19 protein-coding genes are annotated in these 18,524 nt (G+C 65.1%); 5 read left to right on the top strand and 14 right to left on the bottom strand.

The features are described 5' to 3' along the window. Positions 1-7: 7 nt before the first annotated feature. Positions 8-1,177 (bottom strand): CoA transferase, encoded by a 1,170-nt coding sequence (locus AAFG13_RS26945; protein WP_342708720.1) that lies wholly within the window; start codon positions 1,175-1,177, stop codon positions 8-10. A 121-nt stretch (positions 1,178-1,298) separates the two neighbouring features. Between AAFG13_RS26945 and AAFG13_RS26940 the strand changes: the two genes are divergently transcribed. The 3 genes from AAFG13_RS26940 to AAFG13_RS26930 all read left to right on the top strand — a co-directional run bounded on the left by AAFG13_RS26940 (position 1,299) and on the right by AAFG13_RS26930 (position 4,689). Next, on the top strand, positions 1,299-2,222 hold the full coding sequence (locus AAFG13_RS26940) for a LysR family transcriptional regulator (protein ID WP_342708719.1): 924 nt from the start codon (positions 1,299-1,301) through the stop codon (positions 2,220-2,222). A gap of 151 nt (positions 2,223-2,373) precedes the next feature. Further along, positions 2,374-3,786 (top strand): MFS transporter, encoded by a 1,413-nt coding sequence (locus AAFG13_RS26935; protein ID WP_342708718.1) that lies wholly within the window; start codon positions 2,374-2,376, stop codon positions 3,784-3,786. Positions 3,787-3,936: 150 nt separating this feature from the next. Continuing rightward, complete coding sequence (locus tag AAFG13_RS26930; protein ID WP_342708717.1) at positions 3,937-4,689, top strand: sulfate transporter family protein; 753 nt, start codon at positions 3,937-3,939, stop codon at positions 4,687-4,689. Here AAFG13_RS26930 and AAFG13_RS26925 read toward each other — a convergent pair. The 6 genes from AAFG13_RS26925 to nth form a co-directional block, all read right to left on the bottom strand. Beyond that, positions 4,686-6,188 carry a DHA2 family efflux MFS transporter permease subunit gene (locus AAFG13_RS26925; RefSeq protein WP_342713401.1) on the bottom strand — a complete coding sequence of 501 codons (1,503 nt, stop codon included), beginning with the start codon at positions 6,186-6,188 and terminating at the stop codon, positions 4,686-4,688. The genes AAFG13_RS26930 and AAFG13_RS26925 overlap by 4 nt on opposite strands. A 62-nt stretch (positions 6,189-6,250) precedes the next feature. Next, positions 6,251-6,763 carry an isoprenylcysteine carboxylmethyltransferase family protein gene (locus AAFG13_RS26920; protein WP_212312679.1) on the bottom strand — a complete coding sequence of 171 codons (513 nt, stop codon included), beginning with the start codon at positions 6,761-6,763 and terminating at the stop codon, positions 6,251-6,253. Then, positions 6,760-7,821: a type III polyketide synthase gene (locus tag AAFG13_RS26915; RefSeq protein WP_342708716.1), complete on the bottom strand. Its 1,062-nt coding sequence runs from the start codon at positions 7,819-7,821 to the stop codon at positions 6,760-6,762. The genes AAFG13_RS26920 and AAFG13_RS26915 overlap by 4 nt, the downstream gene beginning before the upstream one ends. 139 nt (positions 7,822-7,960) lie before the next feature. After that, positions 7,961-9,589, bottom strand: a complete 1,629-nt coding sequence (locus tag AAFG13_RS26910; protein ID WP_342708715.1) for an MFS transporter — start codon at positions 9,587-9,589, stop codon at positions 7,961-7,963. Beyond that, positions 9,576-10,670 (bottom strand): HlyD family secretion protein, encoded by a 1,095-nt coding sequence (locus tag AAFG13_RS26905; protein WP_212312982.1) that lies wholly within the window; start codon positions 10,668-10,670, stop codon positions 9,576-9,578. Before AAFG13_RS26905 ends, AAFG13_RS26910 begins: the two co-directional genes overlap by 14 nt. 123 nt (positions 10,671-10,793) lie before the next feature. After that, on the bottom strand, positions 10,794-11,567 hold the full coding sequence (nth, locus tag AAFG13_RS26900; protein ID WP_212312685.1) for an endonuclease III: 774 nt from the start codon (positions 11,565-11,567) through the stop codon (positions 10,794-10,796). A 22-nt stretch (positions 11,568-11,589) separates the two neighbouring features. Here nth and AAFG13_RS26895 point away from each other — a divergent pair, with 22 nt between their 5' ends. Together AAFG13_RS26895 and AAFG13_RS26890 are read left to right on the top strand one after the other, a co-directional pair. Further along, a complete protein-coding gene (locus tag AAFG13_RS26895) occupies positions 11,590-12,150 on the top strand; it encodes a DUF2244 domain-containing protein (RefSeq protein ID WP_342708714.1) in 561 nt (186 codons plus the stop codon). A gap of 111 nt (positions 12,151-12,261) precedes the next feature. Beyond that, on the top strand, positions 12,262-13,161 hold the full coding sequence (locus tag AAFG13_RS26890) for a bifunctional helix-turn-helix domain-containing protein/methylated-DNA--[protein]-cysteine S-methyltransferase (RefSeq protein ID WP_212312991.1): 900 nt from the start codon (positions 12,262-12,264) through the stop codon (positions 13,159-13,161). A gap of 130 nt (positions 13,162-13,291) precedes the next feature. Here AAFG13_RS26890 and AAFG13_RS26885 read toward each other — a convergent pair whose 3' ends face one another. From AAFG13_RS26885 to dnaJ, 7 genes are all read right to left on the bottom strand, one after another. Continuing rightward, positions 13,292-13,915 (bottom strand): 2,3-bisphosphoglycerate-dependent phosphoglycerate mutase, encoded by a 624-nt coding sequence (locus tag AAFG13_RS26885; RefSeq protein ID WP_212312687.1) that lies wholly within the window; start codon positions 13,913-13,915, stop codon positions 13,292-13,294. 47 nt (positions 13,916-13,962) lie between these two features. After that, a complete protein-coding gene (gene dapB / locus AAFG13_RS26880) occupies positions 13,963-14,775 on the bottom strand; it encodes a 4-hydroxy-tetrahydrodipicolinate reductase (protein ID WP_212312689.1) in 813 nt (270 codons plus the stop codon). Positions 14,776-14,908: 133 nt separating this feature from the next. After that, a complete protein-coding gene (locus AAFG13_RS26875) occupies positions 14,909-15,205 on the bottom strand; it encodes a DUF1330 domain-containing protein (RefSeq protein ID WP_057020363.1) in 297 nt (98 codons plus the stop codon). Between the two features lie 23 nt (positions 15,206-15,228). Beyond that, positions 15,229-15,951: an orotidine-5'-phosphate decarboxylase gene (gene pyrF / locus AAFG13_RS26870; protein WP_212312691.1), complete on the bottom strand. Its 723-nt coding sequence runs from the start codon at positions 15,949-15,951 to the stop codon at positions 15,229-15,231. A 6-nt stretch (positions 15,952-15,957) separates the two neighbouring features. Then, a complete protein-coding gene (locus tag AAFG13_RS26865) occupies positions 15,958-16,536 on the bottom strand; it encodes an NAD(P)H-dependent oxidoreductase (protein WP_342708713.1) in 579 nt (192 codons plus the stop codon). Positions 16,537-16,584: 48 nt separating this feature from the next. After that, complete coding sequence (locus AAFG13_RS26860) at positions 16,585-17,187, bottom strand: rRNA adenine N-6-methyltransferase family protein (protein ID WP_092120946.1); 603 nt, start codon at positions 17,185-17,187, stop codon at positions 16,585-16,587. A gap of 100 nt (positions 17,188-17,287) precedes the next feature. Continuing rightward, on the bottom strand, positions 17,288-18,418 hold the full coding sequence (gene dnaJ / locus AAFG13_RS26855) for a molecular chaperone DnaJ (RefSeq protein WP_212312694.1): 1,131 nt from the start codon (positions 18,416-18,418) through the stop codon (positions 17,288-17,290). Positions 18,419-18,524: the final 106 nt, after the last annotated feature.

Genomic DNA, 18,524 nt, shown 5'->3' with positions numbered 1-18,524 from the left:
GTCAGCCTCACGCAGCGTTTCCGGTTGATGAAATCTTCTGTTGTGCAAGCTCGGCGCGGACCGCATCGGTATCGGCGCCAAGCGCCGGCACTTTCAGGCCTTCGCCGATGTTGCTGCCGTTCCATTCGACCGGCAGCGCCGGAACCCGGAACGGCTTGCCGTCGGCGTTGACATTGTTGACGAGCCCGCCGGGCCGCAGCACATGCGGATCCCTGAGCAGATCCTCCGGCCGGTTGATCGGCGAGAAGCAGATGTTGAGCGCGTCGAGCCTCGCCGAGAGGTCGGCCACGTTCCAGCCTTTGATCACCTCGGCGACCCGTGGAATGATCCGGTCGCGCGCCATGATGCGGTCCGTGGTGGAGCGCAGCGTCGGATCGTCGGCGAATTCCGTCAGACCAAACTCGCGGCAGAAGCTCTGCCAATGGCCTTCGGTGACGACGCCGATGAAGATGCGATCGCCGCCGGCGGCATCGAAGATGTCGTAGATCGGCCAGGCATGCTCGCGCTCCGGCATTGAGCGCGGCTTGCGCCCGGTCATCTCGTACTCGACCATGTGCTGGGCAACCAGGAACAGGCAGTTCTCGAACAGGCCGATGCGGATGTCGGCGCCGTTCCCGTTGCCGCCCCGCTTCTGATAGAGCGCGGCGAGGATCGAGATCACGCCGAACATGCCGCCCATGATGTCGTTGGCGGAAGATCCGATGCGCTGCGGCTTGTCGCGGGTGCCGGTCATCGCGGCGAGGCCCGACATCATCTGCACGACCTCGTCGAGCGCCGGGCGATGATCGTAGGGCCCGGAGAGAAAGCCCTTGTGGCCGGCGATGATCAGATGCGGATATTTCGCGCGCAGCTCTTCAGGCCCAAGTCCCTGCTTGTCGAGCTGGCCGTCACGAAAATTCTCCAGGAACACGTCGGCGCCGGCGAGCAGCCGGTGCATCGTGTCGCGGTCCTCGGCGTTGGCGAGATCGAGCACGACGCTGCGCTTGCCGCGATTGAACAGCGGGAAGAACGACACGCCCATGCCGCCGAGCGATCGGGTCTTGTCGCCGGCGGGAGGCTCGACCTTGATCACCTCGGCGCCGAGTTGCGCCAGGATCATCCCGCAGGTCGGACCCATTACCATGTGGGTCATCTCGACGACCCTCACGCCTTCCAGCGGCAGTCCGCTCCCGGTCATCGGTTTCTCCGTGCTCGTTGCGCTCGTTTTGACTGATCGGCGCAGGTTAGGCTTCCGCACGCTATCTGAAAAATATAATCTGTCGAATAGTGCATTCGTCGTTCTAGAACGCAGAACCCCCATGGATTCGCGCCAGCTTCGCTATTTCATCGCGGTTTACGAACAACGCAACCTGTCACGGGCGGCGGATCAGGCCAATGTCGCGCAATCGGCGCTCAGCCACCACATCGCCAATCTCGAGGCGGAATTCGCCACGCCGCTGTTCGAGCGCAAGCCGCGCGGCATGGAACCGACCGCGGCGGGCGAGCGGCTTTATGAGCATGCCCGCATCATCCTGCGCGCGATGGCGGCGGCCGAGCGCGAGATCAAGGAAGGCGGCAGCGCCATTGCCGGCGAGATCTCAATCGGCATGGCCAATTCCGGCATGAAGGCGATCGGCGTGCCGCTGATGCGGACCGTGCTGGCGAAATATCCCAACCTGAAACTGTCGCTGACCGAAAGTCTCTCCGGCGCGACGCTGCTGCATCTGATGAGCTCCGATGTCGACCTCGCGCTGGTCTACAATCCGCCGTCGGAAAAGGATCTGATCGCCGAGCCGGTGCTGGAGGAGCAGATGTTCTGCGTCGGCACCGAAAAGCTGATCGGCAAGAAGGGCGCGATCACATTCGAGCAGTTGGCCCAGCTGCCGCTGATCCTGCTGCGGCACGGGCTGTCGGCCCGCGCTTTGCTGGACGACCCCGTGCCGCTGAAGCGGCTGGAGGCCAATGCCATCCTGCACCTCAATTCGACCAGCGGCATGATCGGCGCCTTGACCGCGGGTCTCGGCTGCACGATCGCGACGACGCACTTCGTCAGCGAGCCCTTGAAAGCGCGATTGCTGGTCGCACACGAGGTGATCGAACCCAGGCTGAGCCGCACGCTCTATCTCTGCCGCTTGCGCAACCGGCCGATGACCTATGCGATGGAGGAGATGTGCCGGCTGATCCGCTCCCTGATCGCCGAACAGGTCGGGCGCGGCGCGTGGGAGGCGACGCTGCTGATCTAAAAGCGCTTTCAAGCAGAAACACCGCTATCGAAAATATCGAACGATCTCTTCGATATGTTCGTCTGGATTTCTGGCACCCGGCTGCCAAACATGCGCAACCGGCACGCCTTCGCAAGAAAGGCGGCCGCTGGAGCATTCGGGGAGGACCATCATGAGCGCCGTCGAACTCGGCTCGGTTGCCGATCTTGCCAACACGACAAGCGGGCCGGACCAGATCTCGCGGCGCCTCGAGGCGCTGCCGACCTCCGGCTATGTCTGGCGGCTGGTGATCCTGCTTTCGCTCGGCGGCTGCTTCGAGATCTACGACCTGTTCTTCACCGGCTATATCGCGCCGGGCCTCGCCCGCAGCGGGCTGATGACCACGACGACGCAGGCCTTCTTCGGGTTCTCCGGGATCGGCGCCTTCGTCGCGGCGACCTTCGCCGGCCTGTTCATCGGCACCTTCTGCCTCGGCTTCCTCGCCGATCGCTTCGGGCGCAAGGCCGTCTTCACTTATTCGCTGCTGTTCTACAGCACAGCTTCGGTGATCATGGCGTGCCAGACCACACCTGGCGGCGTGCTGCTGTGGCGCTTCATCGCCGGAATCGGGATCGGCATCGAGGTCATCACCATCGACGCCTACATCACCGAGCTGGTGCCGAGCTGGATGCGCGGCCGTGCCTTTGCGATCAACCAGGCGGTGATGCTGTCGGCGGTGCCGATCGTCGCCGCGCTGTCATGGTGGCTGGTGCCGCTCTCGCCTTACGGCATCGATGGCTGGCGCTGGGTGGTGCTGATCGGCGCCGCCGCCAGCATGATCATCTGGGTGCTGCGGCTCTACGTGCCGGAAAGCCCGCTCTGGCTGGCCCGGCATGGCCGCCTTGCCGAGGCCGAGACAATCATGCGGAGCCTCGAGGCTTCATCGCCGACGGCCGCGCCGCGCCCTGCCGTTAAAGCCGCAATGGCGCCGGCACGTCCGGCGGTCGAAACCGGCTATGCCGATCTGTTTCGGCCGCCCTTCGCCTCGCTCGTCGTGCTCTTCATGATCTTCAATCTGTGCCAGGCGTTCGGCGTCTACGGCTTCTCCAACTGGGTTCCGGCGCTCCTGGTCCAGAAGGGCATCAACGTCACCAAGAGCCTGCAATATTCCTTCATCATCGCCTTCGCCTATCCGCTGGCGCCGATGCTGGCCGCGACCTTCGCCGACCGCTTCGAGCGCAAATGGATCATCTGCGGCGCGGCCGCCGCGATCTCGGTGTTCGGCCTCGCCTTCGCGCAGCTCACCGAGCCGGTGCTGTTGATCGCCAGCGGCGTGCTGGTGACCGGGGCCAACATGACGCTGTCCTACGCCTATCATGCCTACCAGACCGAAGTGTTCCCGACCGCGATCCGGGCCCGCGCGGCGGGCCTCGTCTATTCGATGAGCCGGCTCAGCGCGACCTTCTCCGGCTTCATCGTGGCGTTCATGTTGAAGGAGGCCGGCGTCAGCGGGGTGTTCGGCCTGATCACCGCGGCGATGGTCATCGTCATCATTACGATCGGTGTCTGGGGACCCAACGTCCGCGGCAAGCCGCTCGACGCCTGAAGCGTTTCTCGACGCGAAGCGGCGTCGACCCCGGATCAAATGCGGGCGGACTTCGCTCGAAAAACGCTGTGACCGCGACACAAGCGGCACTTGCCGAAGCCATATTGGGTGGCTACCTCTCGCACGTCATTTTGCAGAGGTACCCCGGTCATGTTCGACGCCGCCGTTAAGGCGCTTTCGCAAATCCTGTCGCCGCCGATGCGCACGATCCTGTGGCGTTCGATCGGGCTTGCACTGGTGCTGATCACCGTGCTGGCGATCGGATTGCAGCGGCTGCTGGGCTGGTTTGCCGACACCGGCGAGGTCTGGGCCGAAGGCATGCTCGGCCCCAACTTCCATTCCACCCTGCACGTGCTGTCCTGGGTCATCTCGATCTCGGCAGGCCTCGGCGTCGTGCTCGGCGGCATCTTCCTGATGCCCGCGATCACCTCGCTGGTGGCGAGCCTGTTTGTCGACGACGTCGCCGACCATGTCGAGCGCGAGCACTATCCGGCCGACCATCCCGGCACGGCGCTGCCGGTCACGCTCGCGACCATCGAGGGCGTCAAGACGGCGCTGCTGACGATCCTGGTCTACCTCGTCGCGCTGCCGTTCGTGCTGTTCGCGGGTGCGGGCTTCATCATCTTCTTCATCGCGACCGCCTGGCTGCTCGGCCGCGAATATTTCGAGCTCGCCGCGATGCGCTTCCGTTCGCCAGAGGATGCCAAAGCGATGCGCAAGGAGAATGCGGCAACCGTGTTCACCGCCGGCCTGTTCATCGCCGCCTTCGTCTCGATCCCGATCGTCAATCTGGCGACGCCGCTGTTCGGGATGGCCTTCATGGTGCACATGTACAAGCGGCTGTCAGGCCCGCGCCGCGAGCTGATCGAGCCGGCGCGGCGAAGCAACGTCCGATCCGTCTAAGCTCTATCTGGGGGCACCTGCACCGATGCCGGCGTCCGATCGCGCGCCAATAACACCAGCAGAAGCCCGACGATCGCGACGCAGGCGAGCATCGCCCATGCCTCGTTGACGCTGAGGGCGAGCGACGCCCGCTCGACCAGCGGCCGGATAAACGCCACCGTCGCGTCATCCGGCGGCCCCGGCGGGCGGTTGATCAGCAACATTGGATCGAGGCCGATCGCCTGTGCGGCGTTGAGATCACCTGCCAGCAGGCGTGCACGAAAATCCTCACCATAAATTGGGCTTCGGCCATAGAGGATCGTATCGATCAAGGCGATCCCGATCGCGCCCCCCAGATTGCGCATCAGGTTGAACAATCCACTGGCGTCGGCAACCTCCGCCTCCGGCAGGGTGCCGAGCGCAATGCGTGTCGGCGGCAGCAAACAGAACATGATCGCGACACCGCGCATGATCTGCGGCCAGAACATCTCGCCGAAATCCGCGATGCGCGGCTGAAATGCACTCAAGCCGAGACCGAGCGCGAACAAGGCGAAGCCTGTAGCAGTCAACAGGAGCGCGCCGACGCGGCTTTCGAGAATTGCCGCCATAGGTGCTGCGATCAGCTGCGCAACCCCCGTGACCAGCATGATGGTGCCGATCTCGAAGGCATCATGGCGGCGGACGAAGCCGAGGAACACCGGCATCAGATAGGTCGATCCATACAGGCCGGTGCCGAGGCAGAAGCTCAGGGCGCAACCGATCGCGAACGAACGCCGCCTGAACAGGGTCAATCGCGCGATCGGGTGCGCCGCGCGGAGCGTGCGCCGGATCAGCAGGGTGATCCCGGCCATGCTTCCGATCAGCAGGCTCAGGCAGGGCATCGAGCCCCAGCCGCGCTGCGGCGCTTCCTTCAAACCGATCATGAGGCTCGCGAGCGCCGCTGAAAGCAGGACCAGCGACCATGCGTCTAGCCTGGCGAAGGCGCGGAGATTCGCGCCCTCCTTCGGCAGCAGCAACGGCGTGACCGTGGCCGCGATCGTTCCCGGAACCAGGTTGATCAGGAACAGCCAAGGCCACGACCAGGTCTGCGTGATCCAGCCGCCGACGACCGGTCCAACGGTCGGCGCAAGCACCGCGACGACGCCGCCGATCGTGGTCGCCACCGGATGAAGGCGCGCCGGAAACAGCGTGAACACGGCGGAGAACACCGCTGGGATCAGGACGCCACCGGAAAATCCCTGCAGCACGCGAAAGACCAGCAGCACGGCAAATCCGCCACTGAAGGCGCAGCCGACCGAGGCGACGGTGAACAGACTCACGGCGATCGCGAACAGCCATCGCAATGACAACGCATGGGTGAACAATCCGGTCAACGGGATCGCGATCACCTCCGCGATCAGATAGGCGGTCTGGATCCAGCTCATCGCTGAAGGCGAGATAGCCAGCGCGCGCTGGATCGTCGGCAGCGAGGTTGCGACGACCTGGATGTCGAGGATCGCCATGAACATGCCGAGGCACATCAGGAGAAAGCCGGCCCAGGTCGCCGCCGACGGGCTGTCGGTGCGATGCTCCGCCCGGTCGCTCATGGCGTGCTGACGCGCGGCCAGTCCGCAACCGAGAGCGCGCGGCTCTCGGTGCGAATCCGGATCGCAAGCACCGCGAGATTGAGCAAGGTGAAAATCAGCGCCAGCACCGGCAGATGCAGGGCGAGCGGAAGCAGCGCGATTTCACCGACGACGACGGCATAGTTTGGATGTGGAAAATGTCGGTACGGCCCGGATGCGACCAGCGGCGCGCCCGGCAAGACGATGATCCGCGTGGTCCATCGCGGTCCGAGCGCCGCGAGGATCCACAGCCGCAAGCCTTGCAGCAGGAGAAAGGCCGCGAGCGCGGCCAGGCTGACATCCTGGTTACGGCCCCAGATCCACAGCGCGGTCAGCCAGCCGGCGTGAACCAGCACAATGAGCGGGTAATGACCGGCGCCGACCTCGATCGCGCCTCGCGCCAGCAGCCGCTCCGTGTTGCGACGGGACAGCACGAGCTCGCCGAGACGCTGCAAGGTGACCAGCGCAAGGATGAGCGAGGCGAGGCTCATGCCGCGTGCCCGAGCGCAACGCAGCTGAGCGTGAAGCCGGGCCCGAGCGCCGTGAGCAGCGAGCGCGGCGGCAAGCCCTTGGCACGGGCGCGTTCGAGGACGAAGAGAACCGTCGGGGCCGACATGTTGCCGCAGGCAGCAATGACGTCGCGTTCGTGATCGAGCGTGCCTTGATCGAGCGCGAGCGCCCGCTCCAAGGCGGCGATGACCTTGGAGCCGCCGGGATGGCAGAGGAAGCGATCGATGTCATCGGCCGTCAGCTCCATCCGAGCCAGAATCTCGGCAACGGCCGGTCCGACATGGTCGCGAACGAAATCCGGAATGGTGCGCTGAAAGACGACGCCGAAGCCTTCCGGATCGACCGTCCAGCCCATGATGCCGAGCGTATCCGGCCACAGCTTTTCGCCGGCCGCCTCGATCCGCGTCGCACCGCCGTCGCCGGCGCGCAGCACGATCGCAGCGGCGCCGTCGCCGAACAGGCTAGCCGCGACGATATTCGCCTTGGTGAGCTCGTCGTGGCGGACCGCGAGCGTGCAGAGCTCGAGCGCAACCAGCAGCACATTCGCGCCTGGCTGCGCCTGCGCCAGCCGCGCCGCGATCGACAGGCCCGACACGCCGCCCGCGCAGCCGAGGCCGAACACCGGCACGCGCGACACATCGGTCCGCAGGCCGAGTTGGCCCGCGACGCGCGCCTCCAGCGTCGGCGTGGCGATGCCCGTCGAGCACACCGTGACCACGATATCGATGTCGCTGCCGGTCAGGTCGGCACGGGCGATCGCCTTGCGGGCGACATCGACGAACAGCGCCTCCGCGCCTTCCAGGAAGGCCTGCGTTCGCTCCGGCCAGCCGCGCCGTTCGAGATACCAGTCGATCGGCTTCACGCCGTAGCGATGCTGGATGCCGGTGTTGGCGAACAGGCTGGAGAGCGTCTCGAACTCCGGATAGCGGTCGGCGAGAAGGTCGCGCGCGACCTGCAGGATTTGTCCCTGATGGAATAGATGCGGTGGAACCGCCGTCGCCATGGAAACAAGCGCGGCCGTCTGCTTGGTCTCGATCATCGTGGCTCCCGTTCCCCCACTTGTGGAACCACGCGACGTGCAAAATATTTCAGACACCCACGAGATAGCTGGGGCGCCGCATTCACTATAAATTGACCCGGCAGCGGCAAGCCCCGGCGATATCCGCGCCGTTCGCAAGTCAGGAAGCGGCGGCGCCCAACCTGCGCAGCACGTTCTTCACGAAGCCAAGCGGCACCGGCGACAGCGGACCCTGCGGCGCGCGCGTGATCAGGGCGACCAGGAACAGCGCCAGGATCGCGATCCAGAAACAAAGCCAGAAGCCGTCAATGTAGGCGAGCGTGTTGGCCTCGCGCTGCACCAGCGCCGCGAGCGTGCCGATGGCGCGTCCCGTCGCCGCCCCGATGCCGTGGCCGGAAAATTCACCCGCCAACCGCTTCAGCAGGTTCACGACGTCGACATCGCCGCTCTGGACGTGCTGTCCGAGATAGTTCGAATGGATCTGCTCGCGAACGCGCAGCCAGGTCCCCATCAGGGCGATGCCGATCTCGGCGCCGCCGAGCCGCATGATCTGGATATAGGCCGCGAACGCCGTCGCCCGCGACGGATCGGAATTGGACAGCGCCATGATGATGATCGGCAGCAGCGTGAACGCCTGCCCGACCGACGTGAGCAGGACGATGCCGACGAAGTCCTCGCGCGCCCAGACATGGCTCAGCTGCGTGCCCCAGAGATTGGCCGCTGCGAATGCCGAGAATCCGAGCACCACGACGATGCGCGGATCGAGGTGACGCAACAGGACAATCGAGATCGGCACCAGCACGAACATCGGCAGCGCGCCGTAGGTGAACAGCAGCACGCCCGACTGCTCCGGCCGCAGCGCGCCGATGGTGCCGAGGAAATTCGGCACCAGCGACGAGTTCGACAGGCTGGTCAGCGTGTACAGCAGGATGACGATCAGCGAGAGCCCGATATTGCGCGAGAACAGCACGTTGAAATGCGCCCACGGCCGGCGCGCGACCGTCTCGTTGATCATGAAGGCGATGATCAGGAGCCCGCCGCCGATCAGCAGCGCCATCACGGTGCCCGACGACAACCAGTCCAGCCGATTGCCCTGATCGAGCCCGGCATAGACCATCGCCAGGCCGGCGCCGAGCAACAGCATGCCGCCCCAATCGGCATGGTGCAGCAGGTCGCGATTGACCGGCTCATTCGGCGTGCCGAGATACACCATCAACCCCATCAGCGGCGCGATCACCGCGCCCTGCCAGTACAGCCACGGCCAGCCGAGATGCTCGACATAGAAGCCGACCAGGGAGCTCGACGAATCCAGCGCGAAGCCGACGCGGATCGAATACATCGCGATCGCCGGCAGCCACCAGCGGATCGGCAGGTTGCGCAGGATGATCATCAGCGTCGCCGGCACGAAGGTGCCGAGCAGCATGCCGTGGGCGACGCTGAGCGCGATCAGCGTCGTGTAGTCGTGCACGAGCGGGATGGTCAGCGAGACCACGGCATAGACCAGGCTCGGAATTCCGAGCACGCGCCGCAGGCCGAACGCGGTGGCCAGCCAGGCCACCGCGGGCGCGATGAAGATCTGCGAGCCGATCGCAGCGGTCGAGAGCCAGGCGCCCTCGTCGAAGGTGAGCGAGAACGCGCCCCGCAGGTCGGGCAGGCCGACCGAGGTCAGGCGGCTGTCGAAATTCGCCAGGAACGCGCCGAGCAGCACGGCGATAACGGCAAACAGCGGATAGCGCGCGACATCGCCGCGCGAGACCGGGCCGCGCTCGCGCTCGTCACTTTCCGCCATTGGCGACCGCCTCGCCGGTGTTGATCCGCGTGACCACCGACATGCCGGGCAGCAGGCGATCGAGCAGCGGCTGGCCCTTGTCGAACTGGATGCGCACCGGGATGCGCTGCACCACCTTGGTGAAATTGCCGGTGGCGTTGTCGGGCGGCAGCAGCGCGAATTGCGAGCCGCTCGCCGGCGCGATGCGCTCGACGACGCCGCGCAGCGTCTGGCCGGAGAACGTATCGACGGTCACCTCGACCGGCTGGCCCGGTCTGACGTTGGTCAGCTGGGTTTCCTTGTAGTTGGCGATCACATAGACGTTCGGCAGCGGCACGACATTGATCAGATTGGTGCCGATGTTGACATAATCACCCGGCTGCACCTGACGCTCGCCGGTGACGCCGTCGAACGGTGCGGCGATCCTGGTATATCCAAGCTTGAGCTTGGCCGATGCCAGCAGCGCCCTGGCGGCGTCGAGGTCGGCGGCACGCTGCTTCTTGGTGCCTTGCAGGACCTCGAGCTGATGGCGCTGCGCGGCGATCACCGCGCGGCTGGCCTGCACGTCGGCATCCGACTTGGCATAGGATGCGGTGGCCTGCTCGAGCCGCTGCCGCGTGCCGGCGTCGGTTTGCGACAGCGATTGCTGACGCTCTTGCTCCTGGCGTGCCAGGGTCTGCTGCGCCTCCGCAGACAACCGCGAGGCCTCGGCTTGCGCGATGGTCGCGTATTGCAGCTCGACCTGGTTGTTGAGGTTATCGAGCGCGGCCTGTGCGCCGACCACACCCGCCTCAGCCTGCGCGACCTGCGCCTGATAGTCGGCAGGATCGATCTGCACCAGGAGGTCGCCGGCCTTGACGCGCTGGAAATCGGAGACGGCGACCGTGAGCACTTCGCCGGACACGCGGCTACTGAGCTGGGTCAACTCGGCGCGCACATAGGCATCATTGGTGGTCTGGATGGTGGCGCTGCCGACCCAGGCGTCCCAATGCGTGGTCGCCACCGCGACGAATACAAGCGCGGCCAGCACCGCGAACAGCGGGATGGTAAAACGGCTCCAGAAGCCGCTCGCCGCAGGCTGCGGCCTGGCTGGTGTTGTCACTGCTGCTGGCGCGGTCTTGCTGACTTGTGACGGACCGTCTTGAACCTGCTCTGCCACACCACACTCCCCTCAATCACGCGCGCCGAATGCCGGGCGCGTCACTTATCACATGACGATCATGGCTCAGACGGTCTTCTCCGGCCACCGGCAAAGATCATTGATCAGGCATACGTCGCAACGCGGACCGCGCGCGAGGCAGGTGTAGCGGCCGTGCAGGATCAGCCAGTGATGGGCGTGCAGCATGAACTCGGTCGGGATGACCTTCTCCAGTCCCAGCTCGACCTCGAGCGGCGTCTTGCCGGGCGCGAGACCGGTGCGGTTGGCGACGCGGAACACATGGGTGTCGACCGCCATCGTGTGTTCGCCGAACGCCATGTTGAGCACGACATTCGCAGTCTTGCGGCCCGCGCCGGGCAATGATTCGATTTCGGCACGGGTGCGCGGCACCTCACCACCGAATTCGGCGATCAGCTTCTCCGACAGCGCGATGACGTTCCTGGCCTTGTTGCGATAGAGCCCGATGGTCTTGATGTAGTCGCGCACCTTGTCTTCGCCGAGCTCAAGCATCTTCTCCGGCGTGTCGGCGATCGCAAACAGCGCCCGCGTCGCCTTGTTGACGCCGGCATCGGTTGCCTGTGCCGACAGCACCACCGCGACCAGCAGCGTGTAGGGATTGAGATGCTCGAGCTCGCCCTTCGGCTCGGGATTGGCTTTGCGGAACCGGTCGAAGGCCTCGTAGACTTCCTCCGCCGTCCACGGCTTCGGCTTTGCGGTTTTCTTGGCAGCCTTCTTTGCCACGCTTTTGGGCAGCGGCTTTGCCGCTTTCGCGGCTTTCTTCTTCGGCGCGGACCGAACGCTTGAGGTGCTGGCGCGTTGAGAGCGGATGATTTTGGCCATGAACGGGATATACTGACACGTCATGACCTCAGGCAACGACTTTGATCCGGGCGAAGACCCCAGGGCCAATGACCTCGACGTCGATGCGCCCGACACGGAGCCGAAACTGTTCTCGGCGCTGCTGACGCCGCACCGCTCGCTGAATCGCACCGGCTTCATCGTGCTGATGTCGTTCGTCACACTGGTCAGCTTCATCGCCGGCGCGGTGTTCTGGTGGCTCGGCGCCTGGCCGATCTTCGGTTTCTTCGGCCTCGACGTGCTGGTGATCTACTGGGCGTTCAAGGTCAATTTCCGCTCCGCCAAGGCGAGCGAAGAGATCACCGTCACGCCGTCGGAACTGCGGGTGCGCCGGACCAGTCACCGCGGCCATGTGGCGGAATGGGTGCTCAACCCGCTCTGGGTGCGGTTCGAGCAGATCTCGCACGAGGAGTTCGGCATCGAGCGGCTTTATCTGGTGTCCCGGGGCCGCCGGGTCAGCGTCGGCAGTTTCCTGGGTCCGGACGAAAAGGCCAGCTTTTCCAAAGCCTTGGCGGCCGCACTGAACACCGCGAAACGCGGCCCGACTTACAATCCCATCGCTTGATCATACTTATTTTAAGCATGATCTTGCCGGAAAACCGGTCCCCACTTTTCCGGATCATGCTTGTCGGAAATCGGGTGGTTTGGACGCGCCATGGCTCCTAAATCAGACACCATGATGACACTCGCCATACACGACCAGCGCCTGGCCAAGCCGGGCTTCCACCAGAGCGCCGCGCTGCGCGACTATGACTCGGTACGGCGCGCCATCGCGTTCATCTCGGAGCACTGGCGCGCGCAGCCGACCATCGAAGCGATGGCCGATGCCGCCGCCGTGACGCCGGATGAACTGCACCATCTGTTCCGCCGCTGGGCCGGGTTGACGCCGAAGGCCTTCATGCAGGCTTTGACGCTGGACCACGCCAAGAACCTGCTGCGCGATTCCGCCAGCGTGCTCGACGCCGCACTCGACTCAGGTCTCTCGGGACCGGGACGGTTGCACGATCTGTTCGTCACCCATGAGGCGATGTCTCCCGGCGAATGGAAGACCGGCGGCGGCGGCATGACGCTGCGCTTCGGCTTCCACCCCTCGCCGTTCGGCACCGCGATCGTGATCGCAACCGACCGCGGGCTCGCGGGGCTTGCCTTCGCCGACCCCGGCGACGAGCAGACCGCGTTTGCCGACATGAAGCGCCGCTGGCCGAACGCGACCTTTGTCGAGGACACCGACGGCACCACCGCACTGGCGCAGCGCGTGTTCGATACACGGCTGTGGCGGGCGGACCAGCCGCTGCGCGTCGTGCTGATCGGCACCGACTTCGAGGTGCGGGTGTGGGAAACGCTGCTCAAGGTCCCGATGGGCCGCGCCGTAAGCTATTCCGACATCGCCAGCAAGATCAGCAACCCGAAGGCCTCGCGCGCCGTCGGCGCCGCGGTTGGCCGCAATCCGGTGTCGTTCGTGGTGCCCTGCCATCGCGCACTCGGCAAGAGCGGTGCGCTGACCGGCTATCACTGGGGCATCACCCGCAAGCAGGCGATGCTGGGCTGGGAAGCCGGCCAGGTGGGATTGCACTAAGCAAAACCGGTCTCTCACCGTCACCCTGAGGAGCGCGAAGCGCGTCTCGAAGGGTCGACGGCCCCGCTGGTGGCCGTGCATCCTTCGAGGCTCGCTCCGCTCGCACCTCAGGATGACGGATTAAACGTTTTTAAGCCGCGAGATCGACCTTGGACGCAACGGTGGAATCGGCGTTGAGCCGATAGACCACCGGCGCGCCGGTTGCGAGTTCGCGTTTGAGGATCTGCTCCGGCGAAAGCTTCTCCAGCACCATGATCAACGCGCGCAGCGAATTGCCGTGGGCGGCGATCAGCGTGCGCTGGCCGCGCAGCACGCCGGGGAGGATCTCCTGCACGTAATAGGGCAGCGTGCGCGCCAGCGTATCCTTGAGGCTCTCGCCGCCGGGCGGCGGCACGTCGTAGGAGCGGCGCCAGACCAGGACCTGGTCCTCGCCCCACTTCTTGCGGGCGTCGTCCTTGTTGAGGCCCGAGAGATCGCCGTAGTCGCGCTCATTGAGCGCCAGATTCCTCGTGGTCGGCAACCCGGTCTGGCCGATCTGCTCCAGCATCAGCTTCAGCGTGTGCTGCGCGCGCGTCAGGTCTGACGTAAAGGCGACGTCGAACGACAGGCCCTGCGCCTTCAGCTTGCGGCCGGCGTCCTTGGCTTCGGCGATGCCCTGCTCGGTGAGATCGGGATCCTTCCACCCGGTGAACAGGTTCTTCAGATTCCATTCGCTCTGACCGTGACGAACGAGCACAAGAAGACGATCACTCATTTCAGATTCCGTTTTCGCTTGGCTGGATTTGATTTCGTCGCGCGGTCTCAGTCGCTCAACCCGAGAACGTCGGTCATCGAATACATGCCGGGCTTCTTGCCGTGCGCCCACAGCGCCGCCTTCAGCGCCCCCTGCGCGAACAGCGCGCGGTCCTCGGCATGATGCGAGAGCGTGATGCGCTCCGACGGGCCGGCAAAGATCACGCTGTGATCGCCGGCCGCGGTGCCGCCGCGCAGCGAGGCAAAGCCGATATCGCCGGCGCGCCGTGCGCCGGTCAGGCCGTCGCGGCCGCGCGCCGAATGCTGCTCCAGCGCGATCTTGCGTCCTGCGGCGGCGGCTTCGCCGAGCATCAAGGCGGTGCCCGACGGCGCATCGATCTTGGACTTGTGGTGCATCTCGAGAATTTCGATGTCAAAGCTCTGGTCGAGTGACTGCGCGACGCGCTTGACCAGCGCGGCAAGCAGATTGACGCCGAGGCTCATATTGCCCGACTTCACCACGATGGCGCGGTTGGTGACGCTGCGGATCACCGCATCGTCGGATTGCGACAGGCCGGTGGTGCCGATGACGTGAACAAGGCCGCGCTCGGCCGCGATGGCGACATTGGCGATGGTCGCGGCCGGCACGGTGAAATCCAGGATGCCGTCGGCAGCCGCGGACATCGACCACAGATCGGCCGACAGCTTGACGTCATTGGCGGGAAGGCCGGCGAGCACGCCGGCGTCCTTGCCGAGCAGTTCCGAGCCCGGCGCTTCCAGCGCGCCGACCAGCACCGCCCCCGGGGTTTCGGAAATCACCCGCGTCAGCGTGCGGCCCATCCGGCCGCCGGCTCCCGCAACAATCAGACGCATGTCAGCCATGGCTCACCTCTCACCGCCGTATAAAGCATGATCCGGCAAAGTGGAAACCGGTTTTCCGGCACCACAACATGCCTAAACGACGGCCATCGGAGGCTTGTTCCGAGCGGCCGAACCGGCGGGCTGGCGTCCGGGGCTATGGGCTGTCGTGCCCCTCGATGATAATCAGGTCGGCGATCGAGTGTGGCTGCCGCACCTTGATGTTGGCCTGGTATTCCGGCGATTGGTAGCAAGCGAGCGCGGTCGCGTAATCGGGGAATTCGATCACGACGTTGCGCGAGCGGCTCTGGCCCTCCACGCCGGTGAACTTGCCACCGCGCACGATGAACTTGCCGCCGAATTTCTGGAAGATAGCGGGGTTGGCCGCCATGTAGGGCTTGTAGCCCTCCTCATTGTGAACGTCGACGCGTCCAATCCAGTATCCCTTCGCCATCTCTGTTCTCCCTTGTTGTTGGCTCAGGCGAGTGCCTGGGCGATCTCGGTGTGAATGGCTTCGGCCGCGGCTTTCGGATCGGCGGCTTCCATCACCGGACGTCCGACCACCAGATAGTCGGCGCCGGCGGTAATGGCGCGGGCCGGCGTCATGATGCGCTTCTGGTCGCCGGTCGCCGAGCCCGCGGGGCGGATGCCCGGTGTCACCAGGTTCATCTGATCACCGACGATCTTGCGCAGGGCGGCAGCTTCCTCGGGCGAGCTGACGAGGCCGTCGACACCGAGTGCCTGCGCCTGCCTGGCGCGCGCTTCGACGAGATCGGAGACGTTGAGGCGATAGCCCGCCGCGTGCAGGTCGCTGTCGTCGTAGGAGGTCAGCACCGTCACCGCGAGGATCTTCAGACCGGAGCCGGTACGCGCCTCGACCGCCGCCTTCATGGTCTGCGGGTAGGCATGCACGGTGAGAAAGGTCGCGCCGAGAGCGGCGACGCTTTCGACCCCGCGCGCCACCGTGTTGCCGATGTCGTGCAGTTTGAGATCGAGAAAGACCTTCTTGCCGCTGCCCGCAAGCTGCTTCGCCAGCGCGAGCCCGCCGGCGTAGCCGAGCTGATAGCCGATCTTGTAGAAGGTGACGCTGTCGCCGAGCCTGTCGATCATCGCCTCGGCGCTGGCGACCGATGGCAAATCGAGCGCCACAATCAACCGGTCTCTTGGAGCGATCCTTGGAGCGATCTTGGCTGGCTGCATGTCACCTCACATCATGCGTTGGGAATGGTCGATCAGCTGCCGCACCAGCGCCCGCATCGTATCGATGTCGGCCTGGTGCTTCAGACGATCCATGTCGTCATAGGCGTGCTCGGCGAATGACAGCGCGAGCTGGTTCGGGATCACGGCGGCATGGCACGCCGTCAGGATCAGGCGCAGCGCCGCCAGCGCGCGCGTGCCGCCGAGCCGGTTGCCGGATGCCGCAGCTAGCGCGAAGGCGCGGCCATGGAACACCTGGCCACGGGTCTCATGCGGATCCTGCACGCGGCTCACCCAGTCGATCGTGTTCTTCACCAGCGCCGGCACCGAGGAATTGTATTCCGGCGTCACGATCAGCACGCCATGATGGGCGCCGATCATCCGCTTCAGATTGACGGCGTGCTGCGGCACGCCCGATTTGGCCTGAAAATCGCCGTCATAGATCGGCAGCGGAAAATCGCCGAGCGAGATGCGGGTGACGTCGGCCCCGAGCTGCGCGAGCTCTTGGGCCAAGACAGCGGCGAGCTTCGCGTTGAGCGAGCCTGATCGCAGCGATCCGGGGATCACGAGGATTTTCAGCGCGGACATTTCGAAATCGCGGTTAGGGCGCGTGCCCAGCGCGACAACGCAGGGCGATCAACCCTTGCGATACACCCAGACCCGCGCGGGCGGAAGGTTCATCCAGATCCGCTCGGACGCCTCTGTGGACACGCCGGGCAGCGACTTCGGAATCGGCGGCGCCACCGAATAGGTGAACTGGACGAACGGCGCACCGGGCGCGAGAGCCAGGAAGGCGTCGCGGACCAGCTTCAGGCGGGTCAGCATCGGCTTGGTGACCAGCGGCAGGCCGGAGACCACAGCCGAGGCCGGAGATTTCATGACGTCCCACAGCGTATCGCGAAGCCTGTAGGCGTCGCCCTGGACCACCTTGGCCTGCGGATAGCGTTCGCGCAGCAGCGCACAGAAGCCGGGATTGTATTCAACCAGGACGAGACGCTTTTGATCGACGCCATGCTCGATCAGCGCATTGGTGATCGCACCGGTGCCGGGTCCGAGCTCGACAACCGGTCCTTCGGCTTCGGGATCGACATATTGCGCCATGGTGCGTGCGAGCAGCCGCCCGGACGGCATCACCGCGCCCATATGCAGCGGCTTCTCGATCCATGAACGGAGAAATCGAACCTCGTCGTCGAGACGGAGGGGCTTCTTCGACGCACGCACGGACGATTGCAGAGGCATGTCGCTACCAGGCGGGACCGCGCACAATCGAGCGGTTGTCAGAAAACAGTCATAAACACGTATAGATCGAAGTCGTTACGGTCAAGCATAACGACTGCGGCTAGACGGAGCGGCTTCCGAAGAAGTCCTTGACCTTAGAGAAGAAACCCGCTGCCTCCGGTTGAGTTGCGCCGGACGACAGTTTTTCGAACTCCATCAGCAATTCTTGCTGCTTCTTGGTCAGATTCTGCGGCGTTTCGACCACAACCTGGACATACATGTCGCCGGTCTGGCGCGAGCGGAGCACCGGCATACCCTTTGATGCGATGCGGAATCGGCGGCTGGACTGGGTCCCGGCCGGCACCTTCACCTTGGTCTTGCTCTTGTCGATGGTCGGCACCTCGAACTCGCCGCCGAGGGCTGCGGTCACCATCGAGATCGGCACGCGGCAGTGCAGGTCGGCGCCGTCGCGCTGGAAGAACTGGTGCGTGGTCAGCGACAGGAAGATGTAGAGGTCGCCGGGCGGTCCGCCGCGGACACCGGCCTCGCCTTCGCCGGCGAGACGAATCCTGGTGCCGTCCTCGACGCCCGGGGGAATGTTGACCGACAGCGTGCGCTCGCGCGTCACCCGGCCGGAACCGGCGCAGGAGGTGCAGGCGTCCTCAATCATCTGGCCGCGGCCCTGACAGCCGGGGCAGGTCCGCTCCAGCGTGAAGAAGCCCTGGGCCTGCCGGATACGGCCGGCGCCGCCGCAATGCGAGCAGGTCTTCGGCTTGGTGCCGGCCTTGGCGCCGGTGCCGGAGCAGGATTCGCAGGTCACCGAGACCGGGATCTCGATCTGCGCGGTCTTGCCCTGGAAGGCCTCCTCGAGCGTGATCTCCATATTGTAGCGCAGGTCGGCACCGCGTTCACGGCCGCCGCCGCCGCGGCGCTGCCCGGCCATGCCGAACAGGTCCTCGAAGATGTCGGAGAAGGAGGAGGCGAAGCCGGCGCCGAAGCCGGGACCGCCGCCGCCCATGCCCTGCTCGAAGGCAGCATGGCCGAAGCGGTCATAGGCGGCGCGCTTGTCGCCGTCCTTCAGCACCTCATAGGCTTCGTTGATTTCCTTGAACCGGACCTCGCTGCTGGCGTCGCCCGGGTTCTTGTCCGGATGCCATTTCATCGCGAGCTTGCGGAAAGCCGATTTCAGCTTGGTCTCGTCCGCGTTCCGCTCAACCTCGAGGGTCTCGTAATAGCAGCGCTTGGTGGACATCCTTCAATTCCGTCCGAAGTTCGTCGCGATCGCCAAGGATTGCGCAAGGGATTGCGTCAAGGATTGCGCCTGTCTGGAAGATGCAGCGATCGCCTTAAAGAAAAAT

The sequence above is a fragment of the Bradyrhizobium sp. B124 genome (genome assembly GCF_038967635.1).
Classification (GTDB): Bacteria; Pseudomonadota; Alphaproteobacteria; order Rhizobiales; family Xanthobacteraceae; genus Bradyrhizobium.
The sequence above is the reverse complement of the archived record's forward strand: the minus strand, read 5'-3'. Positions and strand labels throughout refer to the sequence as shown.